The 23,833-nt window shown below is 71.0% G+C and carries 23 protein-coding genes; 16 read left to right on the top strand and 7 right to left on the bottom strand.

The window, feature by feature from the left end:
• Nucleotides 1-27 precede the first annotated feature (27 nt).
• The 5 genes from Afe05nite_RS13090 to Afe05nite_RS13070 form a co-directional block, all read right to left on the bottom strand.
• Complete coding sequence (locus tag Afe05nite_RS13090) at nucleotides 28-696, bottom strand: hypothetical protein (RefSeq protein WP_203817325.1); 669 nt, start codon at nucleotides 694-696, stop codon at nucleotides 28-30.
• 177 nt (nucleotides 697-873) lie between these two features.
• Nucleotides 874-1,671, bottom strand: coding sequence for a TrmH family RNA methyltransferase (locus Afe05nite_RS13085; RefSeq protein ID WP_203817324.1), 798 nt, complete (start codon nucleotides 1,669-1,671; stop codon nucleotides 874-876).
• Between the two features lie 12 nt (nucleotides 1,672-1,683).
• A complete protein-coding gene (locus Afe05nite_RS13080; RefSeq protein WP_203817323.1) occupies nucleotides 1,684-1,887 on the bottom strand; it encodes a hypothetical protein in 204 nt (67 codons plus the stop codon).
• A gap of 107 nt (nucleotides 1,888-1,994) precedes the next feature.
• Nucleotides 1,995-2,756: a GNAT family N-acetyltransferase gene (locus Afe05nite_RS13075; protein ID WP_239117780.1), complete on the bottom strand. Its 762-nt coding sequence runs from the start codon at nucleotides 2,754-2,756 to the stop codon at nucleotides 1,995-1,997.
• 51 nt (nucleotides 2,757-2,807) lie between these two features.
• The gene (locus Afe05nite_RS13070) at nucleotides 2,808-3,386 is read right to left on the bottom strand and encodes a hypothetical protein (protein ID WP_203817322.1); all 579 of its coding nucleotides are present in this window, start codon (nucleotides 3,384-3,386) and stop codon (nucleotides 2,808-2,810) included.
• A gap of 64 nt (nucleotides 3,387-3,450) precedes the next feature.
• Between Afe05nite_RS13070 and Afe05nite_RS13065 the strand changes: the two genes are divergently transcribed.
• Entirely contained in the window at nucleotides 3,451-4,341 is an 891-nt protein-coding gene (locus tag Afe05nite_RS13065; protein WP_203817321.1) for an LLM class flavin-dependent oxidoreductase, read from the top strand.
• 74 nt (nucleotides 4,342-4,415) lie between these two features.
• Complete coding sequence (locus Afe05nite_RS44530) at nucleotides 4,416-6,896, top strand: hypothetical protein (protein ID WP_275407467.1); 2,481 nt, start codon at nucleotides 4,416-4,418, stop codon at nucleotides 6,894-6,896.
• Here Afe05nite_RS44530 and Afe05nite_RS13055 read toward each other — a convergent pair.
• Together Afe05nite_RS13055 and Afe05nite_RS13050 are read right to left on the bottom strand one after the other, a co-directional pair.
• Entirely contained in the window at nucleotides 6,878-7,255 is a 378-nt protein-coding gene (locus tag Afe05nite_RS13055; protein ID WP_203817320.1) for a signal peptidase I, read from the bottom strand. The two genes, Afe05nite_RS44530 and Afe05nite_RS13055, sit on opposite strands and share 19 nt — an antisense overlap.
• Nucleotides 7,252-8,541 carry a MurL-like N-terminal domain-containing gene (locus Afe05nite_RS13050; RefSeq protein ID WP_203817329.1) on the bottom strand — a complete coding sequence of 430 codons (1,290 nt, stop codon included), beginning with the start codon at nucleotides 8,539-8,541 and terminating at the stop codon, nucleotides 7,252-7,254. Before Afe05nite_RS13050 ends, Afe05nite_RS13055 begins: the two co-directional genes overlap by 4 nt.
• A gap of 78 nt (nucleotides 8,542-8,619) precedes the next feature.
• Here Afe05nite_RS13050 and murD point away from each other — a divergent pair, with 78 nt between their 5' ends.
• The 14 genes from murD (at nucleotide 8,620) to Afe05nite_RS12980 (ending at nucleotide 23,816) form a co-directional block, all read left to right on the top strand.
• Entirely contained in the window at nucleotides 8,620-9,966 is a 1,347-nt protein-coding gene (murD, locus tag Afe05nite_RS13045) for a UDP-N-acetylmuramoyl-L-alanine--D-glutamate ligase (protein WP_203817319.1), read from the top strand.
• A gap of 517 nt (nucleotides 9,967-10,483) precedes the next feature.
• Nucleotides 10,484-11,431: a MurR/RpiR family transcriptional regulator gene (locus Afe05nite_RS13040; protein ID WP_203817318.1), complete on the top strand. Its 948-nt coding sequence runs from the start codon at nucleotides 10,484-10,486 to the stop codon at nucleotides 11,429-11,431.
• A 46-nt stretch (nucleotides 11,432-11,477) separates the two neighbouring features.
• The gene (locus tag Afe05nite_RS13035) at nucleotides 11,478-12,791 is read left to right on the top strand and encodes an extracellular solute-binding protein (protein WP_203817317.1); all 1,314 of its coding nucleotides are present in this window, start codon (nucleotides 11,478-11,480) and stop codon (nucleotides 12,789-12,791) included.
• 61 nt (nucleotides 12,792-12,852) lie between these two features.
• The gene (locus Afe05nite_RS13030; protein ID WP_203817316.1) at nucleotides 12,853-13,833 is read left to right on the top strand and encodes a carbohydrate ABC transporter permease; all 981 of its coding nucleotides are present in this window, start codon (nucleotides 12,853-12,855) and stop codon (nucleotides 13,831-13,833) included.
• Nucleotides 13,833-14,696, top strand: a complete 864-nt coding sequence (locus Afe05nite_RS13025) for a carbohydrate ABC transporter permease (protein WP_203817315.1) — start codon at nucleotides 13,833-13,835, stop codon at nucleotides 14,694-14,696. Before Afe05nite_RS13030 ends, Afe05nite_RS13025 begins: the two co-directional genes overlap by 1 nt.
• 18 nt (nucleotides 14,697-14,714) lie before the next feature.
• Complete coding sequence (gene ngcE / locus Afe05nite_RS13020) at nucleotides 14,715-16,148, top strand: N-acetylglucosamine/diacetylchitobiose ABC transporter substrate-binding protein (RefSeq protein WP_203817314.1); 1,434 nt, start codon at nucleotides 14,715-14,717, stop codon at nucleotides 16,146-16,148.
• Nucleotides 16,149-16,175: 27 nt separating this feature from the next.
• Nucleotides 16,176-17,081, top strand: coding sequence for a carbohydrate ABC transporter permease (locus Afe05nite_RS13015; protein ID WP_203817313.1), 906 nt, complete (start codon nucleotides 16,176-16,178; stop codon nucleotides 17,079-17,081).
• A 10-nt stretch (nucleotides 17,082-17,091) separates the two neighbouring features.
• Nucleotides 17,092-17,991, top strand: coding sequence for a carbohydrate ABC transporter permease (locus Afe05nite_RS13010; protein WP_203817312.1), 900 nt, complete (start codon nucleotides 17,092-17,094; stop codon nucleotides 17,989-17,991).
• Nucleotides 17,992-18,070: 79 nt separating this feature from the next.
• Nucleotides 18,071-18,976 carry an ABC transporter ATP-binding protein gene (locus Afe05nite_RS13005; RefSeq protein WP_203817311.1) on the top strand — a complete coding sequence of 302 codons (906 nt, stop codon included), beginning with the start codon at nucleotides 18,071-18,073 and terminating at the stop codon, nucleotides 18,974-18,976.
• Entirely contained in the window at nucleotides 18,973-19,722 is a 750-nt protein-coding gene (locus Afe05nite_RS13000) for an ABC transporter permease (protein WP_203817310.1), read from the top strand. Before Afe05nite_RS13005 ends, Afe05nite_RS13000 begins: the two co-directional genes overlap by 4 nt.
• A 3-nt stretch (nucleotides 19,723-19,725) precedes the next feature.
• Complete coding sequence (locus Afe05nite_RS12995) at nucleotides 19,726-20,871, top strand: sensor histidine kinase (RefSeq protein ID WP_203817309.1); 1,146 nt, start codon at nucleotides 19,726-19,728, stop codon at nucleotides 20,869-20,871.
• Nucleotides 20,868-21,524 carry a response regulator gene (locus Afe05nite_RS12990; protein WP_203817308.1) on the top strand — a complete coding sequence of 219 codons (657 nt, stop codon included), beginning with the start codon at nucleotides 20,868-20,870 and terminating at the stop codon, nucleotides 21,522-21,524. The genes Afe05nite_RS12995 and Afe05nite_RS12990 overlap by 4 nt, the downstream gene beginning before the upstream one ends.
• A gap of 107 nt (nucleotides 21,525-21,631) precedes the next feature.
• Nucleotides 21,632-23,185, top strand: coding sequence for a GAF domain-containing protein (locus tag Afe05nite_RS12985; RefSeq protein WP_203817307.1), 1,554 nt, complete (start codon nucleotides 21,632-21,634; stop codon nucleotides 23,183-23,185).
• Between the two features lie 13 nt (nucleotides 23,186-23,198).
• Nucleotides 23,199-23,816, top strand: coding sequence for a carbonic anhydrase (locus Afe05nite_RS12980; RefSeq protein WP_203817306.1), 618 nt, complete (start codon nucleotides 23,199-23,201; stop codon nucleotides 23,814-23,816).
• The last annotated feature ends 17 nt before the right edge of the window (nucleotides 23,817-23,833 follow it).

Here is a 23,833-nt window from a genome sequence, read left to right as displayed (position 1 = left end):
CCCGCCCGCCGGCGGGCCGGCCCGTCCTCAGCGGCAGGGTGAGCCGTCGACGGTGCAGCCGGACGGCCCGGCCGATCCGGAGAGCTTGAAATGGAACCGCAGCGAGCCGCTGGATCTGGCCGCGAGCGGTACGGAGGACGTCCAGGTGTACGTGTTCCCGCGCCGGGCGAGAGTGGGCTGGGGGAGCGACTCCAGCCAGCTGGTGACCAGCTCGCCGGGATAGCTGAGAGTGACGCGCCAGGACCGCTCGCTGCCGGTGGGGTTGCGCACCAGGACCTCGCCGATGAACGAGTCCGGATAGGACTCGACCACCCGGTAGGTGCCGGTGACCCCGGTCGGAGCGACCGTGCGGGGCGCGGCGGTGGTGCGGGGCGCGGTGACGGCGGCCGGCGGTCTGCCCCGGGTGGCCGGCGGCTGCCCGGTGATGTCGCCGGCCGGCAGCGTCCCGGCGGCCCCCGTGCCGGCGCCCGTCCCGGCGCCGGTGACCGGCGGGGTGCTCGGGAGCAGGCTGACCGGGATCTGCGGTCCGGAGGTGACACCGGGAAGGGTGAAGGCCGGCTCGGGCGGCGGCAGGGTGCCGCTCCGGTCGTCGCCCGGCCCGAGCCGGGCGGCCGCGACCGCACCGAAGGCGAGGACCGCGATGCCCACTGCCGTCGGCAGCCAGCGCGGAAACGCCTTACCGGCCATCGCCTTCACCGGCCAATGCCTTACCGGCCATCGCGTTACCGGCCAATGGTTTACCGGCCAAGGCTTTACCGACCATTGTGGTCACATCCGCTCATAGTTCGCGTCTCCGGTCCCAGACTATCCACCGGGACGCGAACTGAGAAGGCCCGATCGGAACGGGCCGAGCAATTCTGGAAACGTTCCGAATTATTGTCGGGCGAGTTCCCAGAATGCGATCGCGGCGGCCGTGGCCACGTTCAGCGAGTCGACCCCGTTGGCCATTGGAATGGACACCCGCACGTCGCTCGCGGCCAGCGCCGCCCCGGTCAGCCCCGGACCCTCGGCGCCGAACATCAGCGCCGGTCGTTCCCGGTCGGCCGGGCTGAGCTCGGACAACGCCACCGAGTCGGCCCCCGGGGTGAGCGCGAGCAGCCGGAACCCCGCGTCCCGCACCACCTTCAGGGCCTGCGGCCAGGCGTCGGCCTTCGCGTACGGAATCGCGAACACCTCGCCCATGCTGACTCGCACGGCCCGCCGATAGAGCGGATCGGCGCAGTTGGGCGACAGCACGATCGCGTCGATCCCGAGCGCCGCCGCACTGCGGAACAGCGCACCCAGATTGGTGTGCGTATTCAGGCCCTCCAGCACGACCAGCCGCCGGGCCGGCACCAGCAATTCCTCGATCGAGGGAAGCGCCCGCCGCTGAAAAGAGGCGAGCACCCCGCGATGGACGTGAAAGCCGGTGATGGCTTCCAGCACATCCGGGGCGCCCGCGTAGACGGTGGCCTCGTCGGGCAGATCGGCGAACTGATCGACCCGTTTCTCGTCCACCAGGATCGAGCGAAGACCGTATCCGGCGCGCAGGGCCCGCCGGATGACGAGCTCACCCTCGGCGATGAACAGCCCGTTGGGCGGCTCCCACCGGGTGCGCAACTCCAGGTCGGTCAGCGCCCGATAATCCCCGATGCGCGGATCGTCCGCGCTGACCACCTGAGTTACCCGCACCGGACCATTCTGTCAGCCGGTGCGCCGGTTCCCGAATTGCTGCCGCCGGGTGGCGACGGTGCCCCGGCCGTGCGGCTGGGAACCGGGCTGCGAGACGCCGGATTCGGCACCCCCGCCGGCTTTCTTGCTCTTGGCGGCCCGCCGTGCGGCCCGGTTCAGGAACTCCTCGGGCTGCTGCTCTTCGTCACCGGATTGCTCAACTTCAGGCTCGGACATAGGGCCCAGTATGGCCGACCGCGTCGGCGCCCGTGTTCCGGTCCGCCCGAGTGTCCCGTCCGAGTGTCCCGTCCGAGTGTCCCCGTCCGGGCGGACGGCGCGCGCGGTCACTGCGGCCGGACCAGGTAGAGGCGCTTGCCGGCGGGGCGGTAGCCGATCCGCTCGTAGACCCGCCACGAGCCGGCGCCCGCCGCCTCCAGCCAGGCGAGGTCGGCGCCGGCCGTGAACAGCCGCTCGGTGACCCCGGCGGTGATCGCCCCGGCCAGGCCCCGGCGGCGGAACTCGGGACGGACCGCGATGCCGGCCACCTCGCTCACGCCTTCGCTCGGCGGGACGGCCAGGCCGCCACCGGCGCACCCCGACGACTCGGTCAGCGCCATCACGGCCACCCCGCCCTGGCTCCGGAGGCGGCCGATGCGGGCGATGTCGGCCTCGGACGGCTCCTGGTCGCCGCCGAACGCCCGGTTCTGGGCGTCGATCATGGCGGCCAGCTCCGCGGGCGTGGCCGGCTCGGTCAGGGTGATGCCCGCCGGTGTCGGCGGGACCACGAGCGAGCCCGGTTCGCACGTCAGGTACTCGTGCCGTTCCTCCACCGTGAAACCGGCGGCGAGCAGCAGTTCCTCCAGACCGGGGGCGGCGCTCACGACGTACTCGAGCCTTGGCCGGCGGGAGACGGCGCGGAACTCCTCGATCAGCTTGGCCACGTCGGTGGCGGTGATCCGGGCGGCGCGCAGCGGCGTCGCGTAGTTGATTCCGGGACTCTCGGTGCCCGGGTCGTAACCGATGACGAACGGCCCGGTCAGGATCGGGAGCGGGCGGTTCGAGAGATTGTCGACAACGGACTGCTGGATGCGTGCATCCACGTTCACGCGATCACCTCGGTGCGGAAGAGAACGGACGGACGGCCGCGGCGCTGCGCGTCATCGCTTGCGGAGGTAGGTCAGCAGGCCCAGCTCCGGCTCCAACGCGCCGGGCTGGCCCAGGGACACGAAGTCGGCCTCGATGTCGGCGACCGTGAGGGTGCCCTCGCGCACCGCCTCGTAGCGGACGTAGCTCCACAGGAACACGTCCAGGTTGTCCCAGCGGGTGTGTTCCTCGAGCACCTCCTCCTCGTGGAACCACACCGCGATCTGACCGCTCACCAGCATCACGTAGAGGTTGCCGCCGCCGTCCGCACCGATCGAGTAGAGGTCCTCCTCGGGCACCTCGGTCTCGTAGTCGGAGTCGAGGATGCCGCACTCGTTGGCGGCGAAGTCGAAACCGTAGGACCAGTCGGCGATGTCCAGGAACTCCCGCAGCGTGCCGTCGCCGATCTTGCGGTCGAACGCGGCCAGGGACGCGGCCGCCGCCGGGGGCAGGCGCTCGAGGAACGGCTCGATCGGGCGGACCTCGGCGAGGTCGACGTCGGTGATGAAGGGCCGGTCGGGCAGGAGACGGGCCAGATCGGCGTCGAGGCCGCGCTCGACGTAGCCGTTGAGATCGTCCACGGTGAGTGTCACCGGCGGATCATAGTCAGCCGCCCGCCCGCCGCCCGCCCCGCGCGATCGTCGCTAGGGTGACTTCATGATCGATTTTCGGGTCGGATTCATGTTCGAGCGCGACCGGGCTCCCGAGGAGCTGCCCGGCTGCGCCGCCGCCCTCGAGGCGATGGGCGCCGACGACCTGTGGGTGATCGAGGACATCGGCTGGACCGGATCGATCAGCTCGGCCGCGCTGGCCCTGGCCGCCACCCGGGAACTGCGGGTCGGCATCGGGATCGCGCCGGTGGCGCTGCGCAACCCGGCGCTGCTCGCGATGGAGGTGGCGAACCTGGCCCGCGTGCACCCCGGCCGGCTCGTCGCCGGCGTCGGCCACGGGGCGGCCGGGCTGATGCGGATGGTCGGCGCCGACCGCCCCCGCAAGCTCGCCCTGCTCGAGGAGTCGATAGCCGTCCTCCGCGGCCTGATGGCGGGCGACGAGGTGACGCTGCACGGCCAGGAGGTCACCGTCGACGGGGTGCGGCTCGTGCACCCCGCCCGCGAGGTGCCGCCGATCGTGGCCGGCGTGGTGAAGCCCAGGTCACTCGAACTGTCCGGGCGCGTCGCCGACGGGACGATCCTCGCCGAGGGAGCCGGACCGGCCGAGATCACCGCGGCCCTCGAGCACATCGGCAACGGCCGGCGGGCCGGCGACCGGCCGGCCCACGAACTGATCGTCTTCGCCTACCTGCACGTGTCGGACGACCCGGTGAGCGCCGCCGAGGCCACCCGCGACATGGTCACCGGCCAGGCGGCCTGGCTCGGGGTGGCACCGGCGGCGCTGTTCACCGTGATCGGCCCGGCCGCCGGCATCCCGGCCAAGGTCGAGGCACTGCGGGCGGCCGGCGCGTCGACCGTGGTCCTGCGCCCGCTCGGCGACGACCCGGAGGGCCAGGCCCGCGCCGCCCTGGAAGCGCTCGGTCGCGCCCGATCCTGACGACTTCGTCCGGAACGCCCGCCTGAACTGGGAGTCTGGGGGGAACTGGTTCCGTTCGGGCGGGGGGTGTGGCTGTGTCAACCGGATCCGGTTCCGGCGCGGACCCGCACCTGCTCGCGCTGCTGCGGGCCATCCGGCTGCGCCAGGCCGCCCCGGACGCCGTGGAGGCGGGCGCGGCCGACGCGACCGCCGCGCTGAGCGAGGTGGCGCGGCGGCGGGCTGAAGGGCCGCCCGGCGAGCCGCATCGGCCCGACCTCCCCGGAGCGGAACTGCCCCGGCCGGGCTGGGCGGCGCCGCACCCGCCCTCGCCGCACCCGCCCTCGCCGCACCCGCCCCCGCCGCATCCGTCCGCGCCGCATCCGACCCCGCCGCATTTGTCCGCGCCGCTTCCGACCGCGCCGGGACAGCAGGTCGCGGACCAGGCGGCGGAGCGGCCGGCGGGGGAGCGGCCGGCGGGGGAGCAGGAAGCCCCGGGCCGGGCGGCGGGCCAGACGGCGGCGGGGCGCACGGCGGCGGAACTGCACGCCGCGGACGAGGTCGCGGCGGCGAACGCGGCGGCTGCGGCTCCGACCGACGACGCCGAGCTGCTGGCTTCCGCAGCCGACTTCTTCGGCCGTAGCCGTCCCGCCAAGGGCGACAAGTCGGACCTGTCGGGCAAAAAGCGGCCGGTCCCGGGCGGGGCCGGGACCGACGGCGGCACCTCCGCGGTCGGCGGGGCCGGCGCGAACCCGGTGGCCGGGGCGGCCGGGGGGGTTGCGGGGGAAGCGCGAGCGGGTGACCGGTCCGGGGCGGGCGGGGACGAGCGGGGAGCGCCGCGGGTGGTTCCGCCGATCAGGCTGACGCCGCCGGCGAAGCCGAAGGCGGAGGGCTACGTCGAGCGTGGGCCGCTCCTGCGACCGCAGGGACTGCCGCCGATCGACGCGCTGCGCAAGGCCGCGGACGACGCCGAGCCGGCCCCGCCGGGCGCGGTGCCGCCGGGTGACCGGCCAAGGGACGACGGGGCACTGGGTGACGGGCCGCTGGGTGACGGGCCGCTGGGTGACGGGCCGCTGGGTGATGGGCCCGGGGGTGACGAGCCTGCGGGTGCCGGGCCGCTGGGAGCCGGGCTGACGGGGCGCTTCGCCGGCCTGGGCCCCGGACAGGCGGGCCAGGAGCAGCGGGCGGGCCAGGAGCAGCGGGCGGGCCAGGAGCAGCGGGCGGGCCGGGAACAGGGGGCGGGGCAGGACCGGCGGGCGGGGCGGGGGCTGGACCGGCGGGCGGGGGCGGAGCGGCGGGCGGGGGCGGAGGTACGGCCGTCGGATCAGCTGGCTCGGCGGGTGCTGGCGGGGGAGCAGGAGCACGGCGTACGGCACCGGGTTCCGCGGTTCGAGGGGCTGACGCCGCCGATGGTGGCCACGTCGGGGCGGCTGCCGTCGGTGGACGGGATGGATCCGGCCGACGACGCGCTGCTGCGGCAGACGCAGCGGCTGCTCGGCACCAGTCTGACGTTCGCCGGTGGGGCCGGGGACGTGGCCGACCGGCTGCGCGAGGCGCTCTACCGGGCGCATCCGTCGCTGCTGGCGGTGCTGCCGGGGGACGCGGGGGCGCAGGCGGACCGGCTCGGCGTCGGGCTGGTCTGGCTGGTGCATCACCTCGATCAGCCGCCGCTGCTGGTGAACGGCTGTGCGGCGCTCGGGAAAGTGCTGGCCGGGGCGGGGGTGGACCTCAGCCGGCTGCAGGTGGTGGGGGCCGCGCTGGCCGAGGCGATGCGGGCGGGGATGGCCCCGGGTGACTGGCGCCAGGAATTCGACGTAGCCTGGCGCTCGACCTGGCAGCATCTCTACGAATGGATCCGGCACGGCGTGGCGACAGCCTCCTATGACCAGACCAGCTGGACGGCCGTTGTGGTTTCGCACGAGTTGCGTCGCCCCGACCTGGCCGTCATCCGGGTGCGCCCGCACCTGCCTCTCCCGTTCCGCCCCGGGCAGTACGCCCGCGTCGAGGTCCCGGCGCTGCCCGGCATCTGGCGGCCCTACTCGCTGGCCGGGGCGCCACGGCGCAACGACCTGGTCGAGCTGCACGTGCGGGCCAAGACCCGCAACGGGGTCAGCGGCACCCTGGTCTACCAGACGCGCGAGGGTGACCGATTGCGGCTGAGCCGGCCCGAGGGGCTGATGACGCTGCCGGCCGCGCCCGGCCGGGACGTGCTGATGATCGCCGGGGACACCGGGGTGGCGCCGCTCAAGGCGCTCCTGGCGGAGCTCGCGGACAGCGGCGACGAGCGCTCGGCGGTGCTGTTCTGGGGGGTGCGCGACCTCGCCGAGCTGTACGACATCGAGGACATCGCCGAGATCGCCCGCGGCGCCAAGCGGGCCACGGTGGTGCCGGTGATCTCCGAGGGCGACCCCGGACCGTACGCGTCGGGCCTGGTCACCGACGCGGTCGCGGCCTACGGCGAGTGGTCGCGGCACGAGGCCTACCTGGCCGGCCCGCCGTTGATGCTGGCCAGCACGACCGAGGCGCTACTGCGGCTGGGGGTGGCGCGGGAGCACATCCATCACGACGCCCCGGAGTAGGGCACGGCGTAACCGGGCACGGACGGCCAGCGGCAGGTCAGCACCACCGACTCGGCCTCGGCCCACCAGGTGTGGTCGACGCCCACCCCCCACAGCACGTAGTCGCCGGGTTCGGCGAGCACCACCGTGCGTTCCTCGAAGATCATCTGGAAGCGGCCGCTGATCAGCACGAGGACGGCGGTGCGCCGTTCGTTGCGCGCCCATTCGCCGCGCCGTTCGCCGGCCGGGTGCCGCCCCCACTTGATCTCGACGTCGGTGCTGTGCCGGGCGTCGGTGCCGGGCAGGAAGTGCCCGACCAGCCAGCCTCGCTCCTGCGGAGCATCGACATCGGCCTTGCCGACGTAGATCTCGCCGGTCATGCCAGGGCGGCGTCGAGGATCTTGGCGTACGCCTCGGGGACGTACGTCCGGCCGGCCGGCGCGAGCACCGCCTCGCGATCGGCCGCCGCCCAGGCCGTCGGCGGAACCGCGGCCCGCAGCGCGACCAGCACCGGGGCGTCGTCGTCGAGCATGCTCAGCGCGACCAGGGACTCCTCGACCTCGCCGACGCACTCGAACGGCTTGTGCGCGTCGATGCCGAGCAGCTCCAGGAAGCCGGGCACCTGCGCCGGGTCGGCGAACAGGTCGTGACCGAAGATGTGGGTGAGCCGGGACCGCTCCATGGCCGGGGCCATGGCCAGGAAGACGAACCGGCACTTCGGGCAGTCGCCGCACCACCGCACGGTCGGGTCGTGCAGCTTGAACGCCTTGTTGCAGCTGGTCACGACGTCGTCGTAGGCGGTGTGCCGGGCGAACAGCTGGGCGATGTGCAGCTCGGAAAGGCTTCGGAGCAACGAGAAGTACGGCTCCGTGAGCCCGGCGTGGGCGGTCACCGCCGCGCGTAGCAGGCCCTCGGCGGCAACGCCCTTCGACCACTGGTGATTGATCTCGTGACCGTTCCAGATCAGGTTGGGGTCGGAGGCGGAGCGCTCGTTCGACATCACCACCGGGCCGAGGCCGTGCCAGACCGCGGTGGCGATCGCGATGAGCGAGTTGATCGCGGTGACCGGGATGTGGCCGTTGAGCGCGCCGGCCTTGTTGAGCTCGAACAGCCGCGGGTCGAGCTGCCGGCGGGCGGCCGGCGCGGCGAGACCGGAGGCGGCGTTCACCGCCTTGATCACCGGGTTGGGGTTCACCGAGAACGGCACCGGGTCCAGGCCGGCCGCGCGCAGGATCTCCAGGGTGACGATGGAGTCCTTGCCGCCGCCGACGGCGGACAGCGGCCGGCCCTGGGAGTTGTCCACCGGCTCGGCCGCGCTCGCCACGCCCGGGACCTCGACAGTCAGATCTAGGACATGGGCAAGTTGGTTGCGATACGCGTACTCGGCGAGGCCGTGCGTGTAGACCGCGGTGAAGAAGTCGGCCACGGCCGGCGGGACGGGCCGCGGGGCGACCACCCGCGGGGGCGCGCCGACCTTGTAGTAGCTGACCCCGGCGACCACGTGGAGCAGGTCGAGGACCCGGTGGAACGCCTCGGGAACGGCTCGGCCGGCGGGCACCGGGAAGGTGATCGTCTCGGTGAAGGCGAGCGGTTCCGGGCCCTCGAGCGCGTAGTCGAACGTCGCCACGCCGGTCTGCGGATCGAACGCGTACGAGGGGAAGCGCATGACTTCGAACTGCACCCGGAAACTCCTGTCTGGTGGCCGACCGGCAATACTAGTTCGATTCGACGAGGAGGGCTCGACGTGCGTCTGGCAGACCTGAACGGCCGGTCGGTAGCGGTCTGGGGTACGGGCCGTGAGGGCCGGGCCGCGGTGAACGCGATCGCCAAGGAGAAACCGTCCCGGCTGATCGCGGTCGATGACAGCGTGGACTATCTTTCCGTGCCCTGGGACGAGTTCGCCTCGATCGCCCCGCTGGCCGGCGGCGATCACGCCTTCCCCGCCCTGGTGACCGCCGACGTGGTGGTCCGCTCGCCGGGTGTGCCGCAGACCCACCCGTGGATGAAGGAGCTGCGCGAGCGCGGCGTGACCGTCACCGGCGGCAGCGCCCTGTGGATGGCCGACAACGCCGCGCGGACCATCGGCGTCACCGGCAGCAAGGGCAAGAGCACCACCTCGAGCCTGATCAGCCACCTGCTCGCCGCGGTCGGCCGGCCCAACGTCTTCGGCGGCAACATCGGCGTGCCGCTGCTCGACCTGCCGCCCGCCGCGCAGTACGTCCTCGAGCTGTCCAGCTACCAGTGCGCCGACCTCACCGACTCGCCCCGGGTGGCGGTGGTGACCTCGTTGTTCCCGGAGCACCTCGACGCCCACGGCGGGGAGCGGGAGTACTACCGGGACAAGCTCAACCTGCTCCGGCACGGCCCCGAGATGATCGTGGTGAACGGCTCCGACCTGCGCCTGCGCGACGAGGTCCGGGGCGTCTGCGACCTGCACGGCTACCCGGCGATCCCGGCCGGGGCGACCGACTCCCGGTTCCGCATCCACGACGGCTGGGTCTACTGCAGCGACGAGCCGCTGTTCCACCGCGAGGCGCTGCATCTCAAGGGCGCCCACAACGGCCGCAACCTGTGCGTGGCGCTGGCCGTGCTGGACGGCCTGGGGGTGGACGTGCCGGGCAGCAAGGACGAGCTGGAGGCGGTCGTCGAGTCGTTCGAGGGGCTGCCGCACCGGCTCGCCGAGATCGAGGACCCGTCCGGGCTGACCTTCGTCGACGACACCCTCTCGACCAGTCCCTATTCGGCGATCCACGCGATCGAGGCGTACGCGGCGCGGCCGCTCACCGTGCTCGTCGGCGGCTCCGACCGCGGTCTCGACTACACGCCGTTGCGCGAGTTCCTCGCCGACCGTGAACTGACCGTGATCGGCATCCCCGACTCCGGTCCGCGCATCCTCGAGACGCTCACCGGCCTGGACCGGGTCCGGCTGGAGAACGCCGACGATCTGCCCGCCGCCGTGCGGCTCGCCCGCAAGCTGACCCCCGCCGGCGGGGTCGTCCTGCTGTCCCCGGCGGCCCCCAGTTACGGCCGCTACCGCAACTTCGAGCACCGGTCCGAGGCCTTCGCCACCGCGATTCGCGAGTCCGCCTGACCGGTTTTCGTCTTGGCTCAGTCGGCGGGGAAGACGTCGGCGTTAAGAATGATTACCGCCGGTGATGCCGGGAGCCCGGCCCTCGGGGCCGGGCCGGAAGCGGGCTGACCAGCGCGGGAGTCGCCCGGCCGGCCCGTGGCCACGGGTCGGCCGCGGTGCGGTTGGGAGCGGTCCCATTTCGTACGGTAAAAGATGTTGATCTTGTTTCGTGGGTTGCCTGAATGTTTCTGACCGATCGTGAAGTCACCCGAACGGTCCCGGCGCTCTCCTCCTTTCGGCGTGGTGCTGTCCGCTGAAAGTGCTATCCCATAACCGGACAAAACAGTCCGAGTGAGCCCGGTCACCCTGTAAAGAACATTTCCGGATCGATGGCCGTCAAGTGGCTGTCGTGTAACGCGGGTTCATCTGCGCAGCTCAGGTAACGGTTTGAAAACTTCGCCCACAGTCTTGACACAGGTGGCCATTTAGTAAGAACTTTTACCGCGACAGTAAACAGTCCTTCCTGAAAGGGTGGCCGATGAGCGAGCCTACGGACGGCGCCGTGCCGACTGCGGTCGTCGACTCGCTCGTGCTGGACGCCCAGCCGTCGGACGGGGTGCTCCTGCGGGTCCGCTCGCTGCTGCCGGAGTTCACCGGCGCGCTCAAGCGGGTGGCCGAGCAGGTGCTCACCGACCCGGCCGCGGCGTCCCGGGCCACCATCGTCGAGCTCGCCGAGCGCAGCGGCACCTCACCGGCCACCGTCACCCGGTTCTGCCGCGCGCTCGGCTTCGACGGCTACGCGGATCTGCGCCTCGGCATCGCCGCCGAGACCGGGCGGGCCCGCTCGGCCGGCTGGACCGTGGACATCGGGCGCGAGATCCAGCCCGGCGACCCCCTCGGGCGGGTCCTCGGGCAGATCATGGCGGCCGACACCCGCGCCATGCACGACACCGCCGCGCTGCTCGACCTCGCCGAGGTGGAGCGGGCCGCGGTGGCGATCGCGGCGGCCCCGCGGGTCAACATCTTCGGCGCCAGCGGAAGCGCGCTGGTCGGCGAGGAGATGCAGTTCAGCCTGCACCGCATCGGGGTGCCGGTGTGGGCCTGGACCGACGTGCACAACGGCCTCGCGAGCGCCGCGCTCTCCCGGCCCGGCCATGTCGCGCTCGGCATCTCGCACTCGGGCGAGACCGGCGAGACCATCGAGCTGCTCGCCGAGGCGAGCAGCCGGGGGGCCACCACCGTCGCGCTGACCAGCTTCCCCCGCTCGCCGCTGGCCGAGCTCGCCGACATCGTGCTGCACACCGCCACCCAGGCGACGACCTTCCGGCCGGACGCGCTCAGCGCCCGGCACCCGCAACTGGTCGTTCTCGATCTTCTCTATGTCGCGGTCGCGCAGCGGACCCACGAACGTTCGCACGCGGCCTTTCAGAAAACCGCACAAGCCGTCCAAGGCCACAAGGCGGCCAAGGACGGCACCCCCGTTTAACCATTCCCATCCCCGCACATACGAAATTTCCTTGTAGGAGGAAGCGATGAAGCGCCAACTCGTCGCCGTCGCCGCCCTCGCGGCGACGCTGCTCGGAGCCGCGGCCTGCGGTTCCAACGACGATGACTCCCCCACGACGTCCGCTTCCGGTCCGGTCGACGGCAAGGGCAAGACCCTCAAGGTCTGGCTGATGGTCGACGCGCAGAGCGCCTGGAAGGGTGTCGTCGACGACGCCTCCAAGCGGTTCACCGCCGCGACCGGCGCCCAGGTCAACGTCGAGTACCAGCAGTGGGCCAACCACCTCACCAAGCTGGACGCGACGCTCGCCGGCTCGGACGTCCCGGACGTCGTCGAGCTGGGCAACACCGAGTTCCCGAAGTACGTGTTCAGCCAGGCCTTCGCCGCGATCAACCCGGGCGACTACGAGAACTCGGGCACCTGGCTCGCCGGCCTCAAGGGCGCCTGCGACTTCGAGGGCAAGACCTACTGCGTGCCCTACTACGCCGGGGCCCGGGTGCTGATCTACCGCACCGACCTGTTCAAGTCGGCGGGCATCGCCGCCGCCCCCAAGTCCTACGACGAGTTCCTCGCCGACGCCGACAAGCTGCAGGTCGCGTCGAAGTCGGACACCAAGTTCGGCGCCGTCTACATGCCGGGCCAGTACTGGTACTCGGCGATGTCCTGGGTGAAGGCCGGCGGTGGGGAGATCGCGAAGCAGGACGGCGGCAAGTGGGCCGGTCAGCTCTCGCAGCCGGCCTCGGTCCAGGGCCTGCAGAAGTGGGTCGACCTGGTCAAGAAGTACTCGAAGGCGGACCCCACCAAGAACGAGAACGACCAGGCCGGCATCTTCGCGCAGGGCCAGGCCGGGATGTTCTACGGCAACGCCTGGGAGCTGGGCGCCGCCGAGCAGATCAAGAAGGACCCGAACGACCCGAACTCCGCGCTGGTCGACACCAAGGTCAAGGGCAAGCTGGCGGCCGCGCCGATGCCCGACGTCCCGTCGTTCCTGGGTGGCTCGAACCTCGGCGTCACCGAGAAGAGCCAGAACAAGGAACTGGCCGCTCAGTGGGTCAAGTACTTCACCGACAGCACCTCGATGGCCGGTCTGATCAAGGCCAACGCCCTGCCGAACTCGACCGCGCTGCTGGACAAGGCCGCGACCGACAACCCGGCCATCGCGCCGTCCGCGCTCGCCGCCAAGAGCAGCTGGTTCACCCCGAACGCCGAGAAGTGGGCGGACGTCGAGAAGGGCAACGTCCTGCAGACGATGCTCACCGACATCATCACCGGCAAGAAGTCGGTGGCCGACGGCGCCAAGTGGGCCGACGACCAGATCAACTCGACGCTGAACGAGAGCTGATCCCGCTGCCGCCCGCCCCGTCGCCGGGGCGGGCGGCACCGCTTCCCGGAAGAGGAAACCGATGTCCGTCGTCGAATCCCCGACGACCCGCCGGACGGGCGGGTCCACACCGCACCGTGCTCCCCGTCGCGCGACCCGGTCGCGCCGCAGCCGGCCGGGCGCGGCCACGCCGTGGCTGCTCGCCATCCCCACCCTGATCCTGCTCGCCGGCCTGCTCGGCTATCCCCTCGTCCGGATGGTCGTCCTGTCGTTCCAGAACATGCGGCTGCGCGAGCTGATCAGCGGCCGGACCCCGCCGTGGGTCGGCTTCGACAACTACACGAAGGTCCTCACCGACTCGGTCTTCTGGACCGTCGTGGGCCGGACCGTCGGGTTCACGGTCGTCTGCGTCGTCGTGTCGGTGGTGATCGGCCTCGGCATCGCGCTGCTGATGCGCCGGGTCGCGTACGGCGTCCGGATGCTGATGGTCGTCGCGATGATGTTCGTCTGGGCCCTGCCGCAGCTCGTCGCGGCCCAGATCTTCCGATGGATCACCGACTCCGACTTCGGCGTCCTCAACTACGTGCTCGACAAGGTGCCGGGCCTGAACTACCAGAACCACAGCTGGTTCGTGAACCCGTGGCAGGGCTGGGCGGTGATCACCACGCTCGTCGTCTGGGCCGGTGTCCCGTTCCTCGCGATCACCCTCAACGCCGGGCTCACCCAGGTGCCGAAGGAACTCGTCGAGGCCGCCACCGTGGACGGTGCGACGCCGTGGCAGGTGCTGCGCAACATCACGCTGCCGATTCTCAAGCCGCTCCTCACGATCGTCACCACGCTGTCGGTGATCTGGGACTTCGGTCTGTTCACCCAGAACTGGGCGCTGCGCGACGGCCACCCCGAGCCGGTCTACCAGACGCTCGCGACCTATTCGTACACCCAGGCGTTCGGCCAGTCGCGGTACAGCCTCGGCTCGGCCATCTCGGTGATCACCGTGCTGCTGATGCTCGGCGTGATGGCGTTCTACATCCGGCAGATGTTCAAGATCGGGGAGGTGGACTGATGGCGCGCGCTCCTCGGGACGAGGGTGTCGTCACCGTCGGCCGGACCCGGATCGGCTCGATCCTGGCCAACACGATCGGCGTGCTCTTCGCGCTCCTCATGCTGTTCCCGGTCTACTGGGTGATCAACACGGCGTTCAAGCCGGCCGACGAGGTGCTCGCGCTGGACCCGACGTTCTGGCCGAACCACCCGACGCTGGCCAACTTCACCTCGGCGTTCAAGGCGCCGCTGTTCCTGCAGGACATGCTGAACGGCCTGATCGTGACGCTGCTGGCGGTGGCCGGTGCGCTGGTCGTCGGCTTCCTGGCGGCGCTCGCGATCGCCCGGTTCAGCTTCTACGGCCGCAAGGCGATCATCCTGGTCGTCCTGGCCGTCCAGCTGGTGCCGTTCCTGGCCCTGCTGATCCCGCTGTTCCTGATGCTGCAGACGGTGTCATTGACGAACAGTCTCATTGGTGTGAGTATCACCTACTTGGTCCTGATCTTGCCGTATACGGTGTGGACACTTCGCGGGTTCATCTCCGGCATCCCGCGAGAGCTCGACGAGGCCGCGCTCATCGACGGCTGCACGAGGGCTCAGGTGTTCTGGCGCATCATCCTGCCGCTGACCGGGCCCGGCCTGGTGGCGACGAGTGTCTACGGATTCATCCAGGCCTGGAACGAATTCATCATCATCAACACGCTCAACAGCCCGGCCAAGCAGAACCTGATGGCCTGGCTGCTGCAGAACCAAACCACGCGCGGTACCGCCTGGGGCCCCCTCATGGCCGGTGCGATCATCACCTCGATCCCGGTGGTGATCTTCTTCTTGATCATTCAACGCAATATCGCCACCGGTCTCACCGCCGGTGCTGTCAAGGGCTAATGCACCTGAGGAGATGCTGTGACCGAGATTTTCGCCAATGAGGTCGGTCGGCGCACCCTGCTGCGCCGCGCGGCCGCTGTCGGCCTGCTGGCCACCCCCGCCGTCGGCCTGCTGAGCGCCTGTGTGGGCGGCGGCGACGACAAGCCGGCCACCCAGTCGACCGGCACCAAGTCGGCCGACAACCCGCTGGGCATCGACCCCAAGGCCGGCGTGGAGATCGTGATCTTCAACGGCGGTCTGGGCACCGCCTACGCCACCGACGTGGACACTCCGGCGTTCAACAAGAAGTGGGCCGACGCCAAGATCACCTACTCGGCCACCGAAGAGGTCTCCACCGTCGTCCAGCCCCGGATCAACGCCGGTAACCCGCCGGACATGATCAACAACTCGGGCTCGAAGCTGATGGACTTCGGCGCGATCGTCAAGGCCGGCCAGGCCGCCGACCTGACCGACCTGTTCGCGGCGCCGTCCTGGGACGTGGCCGGCAAGACCGTCGCCGAGACCCTGGTCCCGGGTGCGATCGAGCAGGGCACGTACGACGGCAAGCCGTTCGCGATGAACTACTCGTACACGGTCTTCGGGCTCTGGTACAACAAGAAGCTCTTCGACAAGAACAGCTGGACGATCCCGACCACGTGGGCCGACTTCACCGCCCTGTGCGACAAGATCAAGGCGGCCGGCATCACGCCGTTCGGCTACGCCGGCGCCAACGCGTCGTACTACATGGTCCGCGCCCTGCTCACCAGCGCCGGCAAGATCGGCAGCGAGCAGGTGCTCAAGGACATCGACAACCTGAAGCCGGGCGCGTGGACGGCCGAGCCGATCAAGCAGGCCGCCCAGGCCTGGGGCGAGATCGGCAACAAGTACATCAACAAGACCTTCCTGGGTCTGCGGCACACCGAGGTCCAGCTCCAGCAGGACCAGGACAAGGTCGCGTTCTACCCGTGCGGCTCCTGGCTGGAGAACGAGCAGGCCAAGGACACCCCGGCCGGCTTCGAGTACGCGGTCTGCGCGTTCCCGAGCGTCACCGCGGCCGACAAGCTCCCGGCGACCGCGATCAACGCGGCGGCCGGCGAGATCTACTTCGCGGCGGCCAAGGGCAAGAACCCGCAGGGTGGCAAGGAGTACCTGCGCGCGATGCTCTCCAAGGAGGCGGCGCTGGGCTTCACCAAGCTCACCAAGTCGCTTACGGTGGTGGCGGGCGCGTCCGACGGCCAGACCATCTCTCCCGGTCTGACCAGCGCGAACGACATGTTGACGAAGGCCGGCAAGGACGTCTTCATGGGCTACCTGTTCGACACCTGGTACAAGAAGCTCGACGACGAGTCGCGCGCGGCGGTCAACGACCTGATGTTCAAGGGTGGCGACGCCCAGAAGTTCTGCGACCGGATGGAGAAGGCGTCCCAGGCGGTCGCCAAGGACTCCTCGATCACCAAGTTCACCCGTAGCTGAGTTTCGAGTTCTAAGAGGTAGGGCGCCATGCGGCACGGCAAGTATCCATTCATCATCGGTTTCCTTGTCGTGCCGGTGGCGCTCTACGTCACCTTCGTGGTCGCGGCGTACCTGCAGACCTTCCAGCTGTCGCTGACCAGCTGGTCCGGGCTCGGCAAGATCGAGTACATCGGCTTCGACAACTTCGTGAAGCTGTGGCACGACGACACCTTCTGGAAGTCGATCAAGCACAACCTGTTCCTGCTGATCCTGCTGCCGATCATCACGATCGCCATCGCGCTGGTGTTCGCGTTCCTGCTGAACGTCGGCGGCGGCCACAAGGGCGGGCAGAGCCGGGGGGTCTGGGGCTCCAAGGTCTACCGGATCATCTTCTTCTTCCCGCAGCTGCTGGCCCTGGCCATCGTCGCGGTGATCTTCGGCCGGGTGTTCGGCCCGGACAAGAGCGGCATGCTGAACGGCCTGTTCCCGCAGTCCTGGTCGCCCTGGCTGTTCCTGGCCGACGAGCGCTACGCGATGGCCTGCATCCTGGTCGTGCTGATCTGGCAGGCGGTCGGCTTCTACGTGGTGCTGTTCTCGGCCGGCATGGGCTCGATCTCGGACGACATCTACGAGGCCGCCGCGCTCGACGGGGCCACCCGCTTCACGCTGTTCTTCCGCATCACGATCCCGCTGCTCTGGAGCACCATCCAGGTCGCCTGGGTCTATCTCGGCATCGCCGCGTTCGACGCGTTCGCCCTCGTCAACATCATGACGGTGGACCGGGGCGGGCCCAACGGCGCGACGTCGGTGCTGAGCCTGATGATCTACCGCAACGCGTTCGACTTCTCCCAGGCCGGTTACGCCTGTGCCCTCGGCGTCGTGTTGTTCTTCCTGACCCTGACCTTCGCGGCGCTGACCCTGCGGGTCACCCGGCGCGACTCCGTGGAAGCCTGAGGGGGCCCCGATGACCCTGGTTGCCGACCGGCCCACCACCAAGAGCGCCGGCACCAAGCCCAGCGCCAAGCGGGACATCAACGCGTTCACCGGGCTCGCGCACGTCGCGCTGATCGCCTGGGCGCTGGTCACCGCCGGACCGCTGATCTGGGTGGTGCTGGCCTCGTTCAAGAACAACACCGAGATCTTCCTCGGCAAGCCGTTCGCGCTGCCGGCGAGCTTCTCGCTGTCCACCTACTTCGACGCGTGGAACGAAGCCCACATCGGGCGCTACTTCTTCAACTCCGTCATCGTCGTGCTCGTCAGCACGGCCGGCACGATGCTGTTCGGCTCGATGGCGGCCTACGTGCTGGCCCGCTACCGCTTCCGCGGGAACCGGTTCATCTACTACATGTTCGTCTCGGGCCTCGCGTTCCCGACGTTCATGGCCCTGGCGCCGCTGTTCTACATCCTCAAGAACATGGGGCTGCTCGGCTCGTACACCGGCCTGGTGCTCGTCTACATCGCCTACTCGCTGCCGTTCACGGTGTTCTTCCTGGCCGCGTTCTTCAAGTCGCTGCCGTACGAGATCGAGGAGGCGGCGACCGTCGACGGCGCCTCGCACACCCGTAAGTTCTTCCAGATCATGATGCCGATGGCGCGGTCCGGCCTGGTCAGCATCACGATCTTCAACATCGTCGGGCAGTGGAACCAGTACCTGCTGCCGGTCGTGGTGATGACCGGTCCCGGCGCCGAGTCGAAGTACCTGCTGACCCAGGGCATCGCCAACATCAGCACCTCGGCCGGCTACCACGCCCAGTGGTCGACGCTGTTCGCCGCACTGACCCTGTCGATCCTGCCGATGATCGTGGTCTACGCGATCTTCCAGCGGCAGATCCAGGCCGGCCTGACCGCGGGCGCGGTCAAGTAGTACCGCGGTACCACGGGCGGCGGCCAAGTGCCGCCCGTGGTACCGCTGCGCGGGGCGCCGCGCGAAATAGCGTCGAAGCATGATCGAGGTACGCGAAGTAACCAAGCGCTACGGGGACAAGACGGTCGTCGACCGGCTGTCCTTCACCGCCCGGCCCGGCCAGGTGACCGGCTTCCTCGGCCCGAACGGCGCCGGCAAGTCGACGACCATGCGGATGATCGTCGGGCTGGACGCCCCGACCTCCGGCGACGTGCTGGTCAACGGCAAGGTCTATGCGACGTCGACGGCCCCGCTCCAGGAGCTCGGCGTGCTGCTCGAGGCCAAGGCCGTGCACCCCGGCCGCAGCGCCGTCGCGCACCTGCTCGCCATGGCCCGCACGCACGGCATCCCGCGCTCCCGGGTCGACGAGGTGCTGCACCTCGCCGGGCTGGAGCAGGTCGCGCACAAGCGGGTCGGCGCCTTCTCGCTCGGCATGGGCCAGCGGCTCGGCATCGCCGCCGCCCTGCTCGGCGACCCCGCCGTGGTCATGCTCGACGAGCCGGTGAACGGCCTCGACCCCGAGGGCGTGCTGTGGGTGCGCAACCTGCTCGCCGGGCTGGCCGCCGAGGGCCGGACCGTGCTGCTCTCCTCGCACCTGATGAGCGAGGTCTCGCTGATCGCCGACCACCTGGTGATCGTCGGCCGGGGCCGGCTGCTCGCCGACACCACGGTCGCCGACCTGGTCACCGCCGAGGGCGTCCGGGTGGTCACCGCCGCCCCCGACGACCTGCGCGCGCTGATCGGCGGCGCGGGTGTCACGGTGACCTCGACCGGCGCCCTCGCGGGGGAGGAACTGTTCGTCACCGGGCTCTCCGCCCGCGAGATCGGGCTGGCCGCGGCCACCCGTGGCATCCCGCTGTTCGAGCTGACCCCGCAGAACGCCTCCCTGGAGGAGGCGTTCATGGACCTGACCCGCGACGCCGTCGAATACGAGGCTGCCCGATGAAGATCACCCCGGGCGGCGTCGTCGCCGCCGAATGGACCAAGTTCTCCTCGCTGCGCTCCACCTGGATCACCACCGGGGTGTCGGCGTTCCTGCTCATCGCGTTCGGCATGATCGCGTCGGCGTCGTTCTCCGGGCCCGGGATGTCCGCCGTCGACCTGGCCCTGTCCGGCAGCACCCTGGCCGCCCTCGCGGTCGGCGTGCTCGGGGTGTTGCTGGCCGCGGGGGAGTACACCACCGGAATGATCCGGGCGACGTTCGCGGCGGTGCCCCGGCGGCTCCCGGTGCTGTGGTCGAAAAGTCTGGTCGCCGGGGCCGCCGCGGTCGTCGTGATGACCGCCGGGGCGTTCGCCGCGTTCGCCGGCGGCGCCGCGGTCCTCAACGACGGCGTCAGCGGCGTCGGCCTCGGCGACGGCGGCGTGCTGCGGGCCCTGCTCGGGGCCGGTCTCTACCTGGGCCTGGTCGCGGTGCTCGGGGTCGCCCTCGGCATGCTGGTCCGGTCCAGTGCCGGCGCGATCGCGATCCTGGCCGGTGGGCTGCTCATCGTTCCCGGGCTGGCCGGCCTGCTGCCGCGCTCGATCGCGGACGCGATCACCCCCTACCTGCCGAGCAACGCGGGCAGCGCGGTGATGACGCTGACCCCGGGGGAGCACATGCTGGCGCCCTGGACCGGCCTGGCGGTGTTCGCGGGATATGTCGCGATAACTCTGGCGGCGGCGGCATACCGCCTCAAGAGAAGCGATGCTTAGACCATGAATTCGCTGCTCGACCGCCGGCAACGGCTGCGCGCCCTCGACCGGCGCCGGCCGTGGCTGCTGGACGGCCTGGTGGCGATCCCGCCGGTGCTCCTGAGCATCCCGAACATCATCGAGAAGCCGCTGTCGGCCACCCTGGCGACCCTGGCGCTGCTGCCGCCGCTGTACTGGCGGCGGCGGCACCCGTTCCCGGCGTTCCTGGCCGCGGCGGCGATCGAGCTGGTCGAGGCGGCCCTCGACGCGGGCGTCACCGCCGGGGTGATCCTGCTGGTGATGCTGTTCTCGGTGGCGTCCCGGTCGACCTGGCGGGCGCTGGCCTGGAGCTCCGGGGTCACGGCCGGGCTGCTGACCGCCGAGATCTACCTGTTCGAGCCGGTGCTGGAACACCGCACCACCACGCTGTTCCTGGGGCTCGGCACGTCCGCCGCCGCGGTCGCGTTCGGCCTCGTGGCGCGCACCCGCCGGGCGTACCTGATGGCGCTGGAGGACCGCGCCGCCCGCCTGGAGGTCGAACGGGACCAGCGGGCCCGCCTCGCCGTCGCCGACGAGCGGGCCCGGGTGGCCCGGGAGATGCACGACATCGTCGGCCACCACGTCTCGGTGATCGTCGGTCTCGCCGACGGCGCCGCCGCGCTCGCGGTCTCCCGCCCGGAACAGACCGCCGAACCGCTGCGGCTGATCGGCGAGACCGGTCGGCAGGCGCTCGCCGAGCTGCGCCGGGTGCTGGGGGTGCTGCGCGCGGAGGACGCCGATCCGCAGCTGAGCCCGCAGCCCGGCATCGACGACCTCGACCGGCTGCTGCCGACGGTGCGGGCGGCGGGCCTGCCGGTCACCTACACCGCCGCCGGCGACCTGCACGAACTGGGCCGGGGCGTGCAGCTCGCGGTCTACCGCATCGTCCAGGAGGCACTGACCAACACCCTCAAACACGCGGGGCGCGGGGCGGCGGCGGAGGTCACGGTCACCGCGTCCGATTCGGAGGTACGGGTACGCGTACGCGACAACGGCCGGGGTGTGCCCGGCCCGCCGAACCACGGGCTCGTCGGGATGCGGGAGCGGGTGGGCCTCTACGGCGGTGCGATCACCGCCGGCCCGGCCGACGGCGGCTGGCTCGTCGACGTCGTCCTCAAGGAGCCGTCATGACCACCGTGCTGATCGCCGACGACCAGCCGTTGCAGCGCCTGGGTTTCCGGATGCTGCTCGACGGCACCCCCGGGATGACGGTGGTGGGGGAGGCCGCCAACGGCTCGGAGGCGGTCCGGATGGCCGAGCGGACCCGCCCCGACGTGGTGCTGATGGACGTGCGCATGCCCGGCATGGACGGCATCGAGGCGACCCGGCGGATCACCGGTGCCGGGTCGCGCACCCAGGTGCTGATCCTGACCACCTTCGACCTCGACGAGTACGTCTACGCCGGACTGCGGGCCGGGGCCGGCGGCTTCCTGCTCAAGGACGCCCGCCCGGAGGAGCTGATCGCCGGCATCCGGGCGGTCGCGATCGGCGACTCGGTGGTGGCGCCGAGCCTGACCCGCCGGCTGATGGATGCCTTCCTGAGCCGGCCGGACCCGGCCCCCGCGCCCGACCCGCGGCTGGCCACGTTGAGCGACCGGGAGCGGGAGGTGCTCGTCGCGATCGGCCAGGGCGCCACCAACACCGAGATCGCGGAGCGCTTCACCCTCACCGAGTCGACGGTGAAGAAGCACGTCGGGCGGGTCCTCGCCAAGATCGGTGCGCGGGACCGCATCCAGGCCGTCATCTTCGCCTACGACAACGGGCTGGCCCGGCCGCGGGCCTGAGCGACCCGGGCCGCGGCCGTACCGGTAGGTGACGTCCGGACGTTCGGAGTTCTCAACTACGGCCCTCTCCCGCCGACATTCACGGCACTCAAGGTGGGAGGAGAACCGTGTTCGGCTCGAAGAGGCAGTCGGCAACAGCGCTCATCAGCGCGGATCTGGATGAGGCGCGGGCGGACGTGGAAGCGGTGACCGCGATCGTCCGGGCCATGGAAACGGCCGGCTCGCCGGACGAGGCGATCGGGGCCGCGCTGCGGCTGGTCCGAGAGGGGTTCGGCTGGGCTTACTCGTCGTACTGGCAGTTGGACGGCCCGGCCCAGGTGCTGCGGTTCGCCCAGGAGAGCGGCAGCGCCGGCGAGGAGTTCCGCCGGGTCACCCTCGAGGCGTCGTTCGCCGAGGGCGTCGGCCTCTCCGGGCGCGCCTGGCGGGCCCGGGACCTGGTCTTCGTCCAGCGTCTCGCGGACCTCACGGACTGCTCCCGGGCACCCGCCGCGACCCGCGCGGGTGTGCACAGCGGCATCTGTTTCCCGCTGATGGAGGACGACAAGGTCGTCGGCACCATGGACTTCTTCGCGATGGAGGAGCTCAACCCGTCCGAGGGGCGGCTGGCCGTCCTGCGGACCGTCGGACTGCTCGTCTCCAACACCCTGATGCGCCTGCACGAGGCGGTACGCCAGGAGAAGTCGGCCCAGGACGTCGACGCGGTCTCCACGGTGATCCGCCAGATGACCCAGGCCGTCAGCCAGGACGAGGCGCTGCGCTCCGCCCTGGAGACCGTCCGCAAGGACTTCGACTGGCAGTACGGCTCGTTCTGGAGCCTCGACGAGGACGCCCAGGTGCTCCGGTTCGCGCTCGAGTCGGGCGACGCCGGGGCCGAGTTCCGCCAGGTCACCATGTCGGCGTCGTTCGCGCACGGGGTCGGCCTGTCCGGCCGGGCGTGGGCGCGGGGCGACCTCGTCTTCGTCGAGGACCTGGGTGAGCTGACCGACTGCGTACGCCGGCCGGCCGCTCAGCGCGCCGGGGTCAAGTCGGGTGTCTGCCTGCCGATCAGGGTGGCCGGCAAGATCGTCGGCACGATGGACTTCTTCGCCACCCGCACCTTGATCATGTCGCCGAGCCGGGAGGCGGCCCTGCGCAACACGGCCTTCCTGGTCGGGCAGGCGCTCGAGCGGTTCACCTCGACGGCCCAGCTGCACAGCGCGGGTCGCAACCTCCTCGACTCGATCGCCGAGGTGGAACGCAACGTCAGCTCGGCGGCCACCGTGGCGGCCCAGGGCGAGCGGCTCACCGTCGAGGCGAACGAGCAGGTGGCGGCGCTCGGCCAGGCCAGCGCCGAGATCAACCAGGTGGTGCAGGCGATCCAGTCGATCGCCGCGCAGACCAAGCTGCTCGCGCTCAACGCGACGATCGAGGCGGCCCGCGCCGGTGAGTCCGGCAAGGGCTTCGCGGTCGTCGCCGGCGAGGTCAAGGAGCTGTCCAGCGAGACCGAGCGGGCCACCGCCGACGTCAGCGACCGGGTCAGCACCATCCAGGCCCGGGTCGACGCGGTCACCGCGTCGCTCGCCGAGATCCACACCGCGGTCGAGCAGATCAACGAGACCCAGGAACTCATCAGCGGGGTCCTCAAGGAGCAGGTCGCCGTCACCGGCGCCATCCTCAACTGATTCGGGAGCACACATGAACAGCAACAACTGGGCCCGGCTGAGCGAGGGCAACAACCGGTGGGTGCAGGGCCGCAGCCGCGCCGACGACAAGCGCGGCGCCTCGCGCCGGGCCGAGCTCGCCTACTCGCAGAACCCGTTCGCCCTCGTCCTCGGCTGCGCGGACTCCCGCGTACCCGCTGAGATCCTGTTCGACCAGGGCCTCGGTGACCTGTTCGTGGTGCGCACCGCCGGGCACACGGTCGACTCGGCGGTGCTCGGCTCGCTGGAGTACGCCGTCGAGGTCCTCGGCGTCGAGCTGCTCGTCGTGCTCGGCCACGAGGGCTGCGGCGCGGTCGCCGCGGCGGCCCGGGTGGTCGACGAGGTCGACGTCCCGCACGGCTACATCCGGGACGTGGCCGAGAAGATCGCGCCGAACGTGCTGCGCGCCCGCCTGGGCGGCGCCGCCACCCCGGAGGAGGTCGGCGCCCAGCACGCCGCCTTCACCCTCGAACTGCTCCGGGAACGGTCGTCGACGCTCGACGCCGCCGTCCGCCGGGGCGCCCTGGACGCGGTCGCGGCGCAGTACTGCCTCCAGACCGGCCGGGTGACCGAGGTGCTGGCCCGGCCCGTGCCCCAGCTCATGATCGCCTGACCGTCAGCGGCAGCGCC

Origin of the sequence: Paractinoplanes ferrugineus, assembly GCF_016862195.1 — a bacterium.
Taxonomy (GTDB): Bacteria; Actinomycetota; Actinomycetes; order Mycobacteriales; family Micromonosporaceae; genus Actinoplanes; species Actinoplanes ferrugineus.
Note: the sequence above shows the minus strand (reverse complement) of the source record. Positions and strands in the feature narration are given on the sequence as shown.

Bases quoted from the DNA above. Each gene is read 5' to 3' on its own strand.
- Afe05nite_RS13080 (WP_203817323.1), bottom strand. From the start codon at position 1,887: ATGTCCGAGCCTGAAGTTGAGCAATCCGGTGACGAAGAGCAGCAGCCC.
- Afe05nite_RS13065 (WP_203817321.1), top strand. From the start codon at position 3,451: ATGATCGATTTTCGGGTCGGATTCATGTTCGAGCGCGACCGGGCTCCC.
- Afe05nite_RS13055 (WP_203817320.1), bottom strand. From the start codon at position 7,255: ATGACCGGCGAGATCTACGTCGGCAAGGCCGATGTCGATGCTCCGCAG.
- Afe05nite_RS13050 (WP_203817329.1), bottom strand. From the start codon at position 8,541: ATGCGCTTCCCCTCGTACGCGTTCGATCCGCAGACCGGCGTGGCGACG.
- Afe05nite_RS13040 (WP_203817318.1), top strand. From the start codon at position 10,484: ATGAGCGAGCCTACGGACGGCGCCGTGCCGACTGCGGTCGTCGACTCG.
- Afe05nite_RS13035 (WP_203817317.1), top strand. From the start codon at position 11,478: ATGAAGCGCCAACTCGTCGCCGTCGCCGCCCTCGCGGCGACGCTGCTC.
- Afe05nite_RS13030 (WP_203817316.1), top strand. From the start codon at position 12,853: ATGTCCGTCGTCGAATCCCCGACGACCCGCCGGACGGGCGGGTCCACA.
- Afe05nite_RS13025 (WP_203817315.1), top strand. From the start codon at position 13,833: ATGGCGCGCGCTCCTCGGGACGAGGGTGTCGTCACCGTCGGCCGGACC.
- Afe05nite_RS13015 (WP_203817313.1), top strand. From the start codon at position 16,176: ATGCGGCACGGCAAGTATCCATTCATCATCGGTTTCCTTGTCGTGCCG.
- Afe05nite_RS13010 (WP_203817312.1), top strand. From the start codon at position 17,092: ATGACCCTGGTTGCCGACCGGCCCACCACCAAGAGCGCCGGCACCAAG.
- Afe05nite_RS13005 (WP_203817311.1), top strand. From the start codon at position 18,071: ATGATCGAGGTACGCGAAGTAACCAAGCGCTACGGGGACAAGACGGTC.
- Afe05nite_RS13000 (WP_203817310.1), top strand. From the start codon at position 18,973: ATGAAGATCACCCCGGGCGGCGTCGTCGCCGCCGAATGGACCAAGTTC.
- Afe05nite_RS12995 (WP_203817309.1), top strand. From the start codon at position 19,726: ATGAATTCGCTGCTCGACCGCCGGCAACGGCTGCGCGCCCTCGACCGG.
- Afe05nite_RS12990 (WP_203817308.1), top strand. From the start codon at position 20,868: ATGACCACCGTGCTGATCGCCGACGACCAGCCGTTGCAGCGCCTGGGT.
- Afe05nite_RS12980 (WP_203817306.1), top strand. From the start codon at position 23,199: ATGAACAGCAACAACTGGGCCCGGCTGAGCGAGGGCAACAACCGGTGG.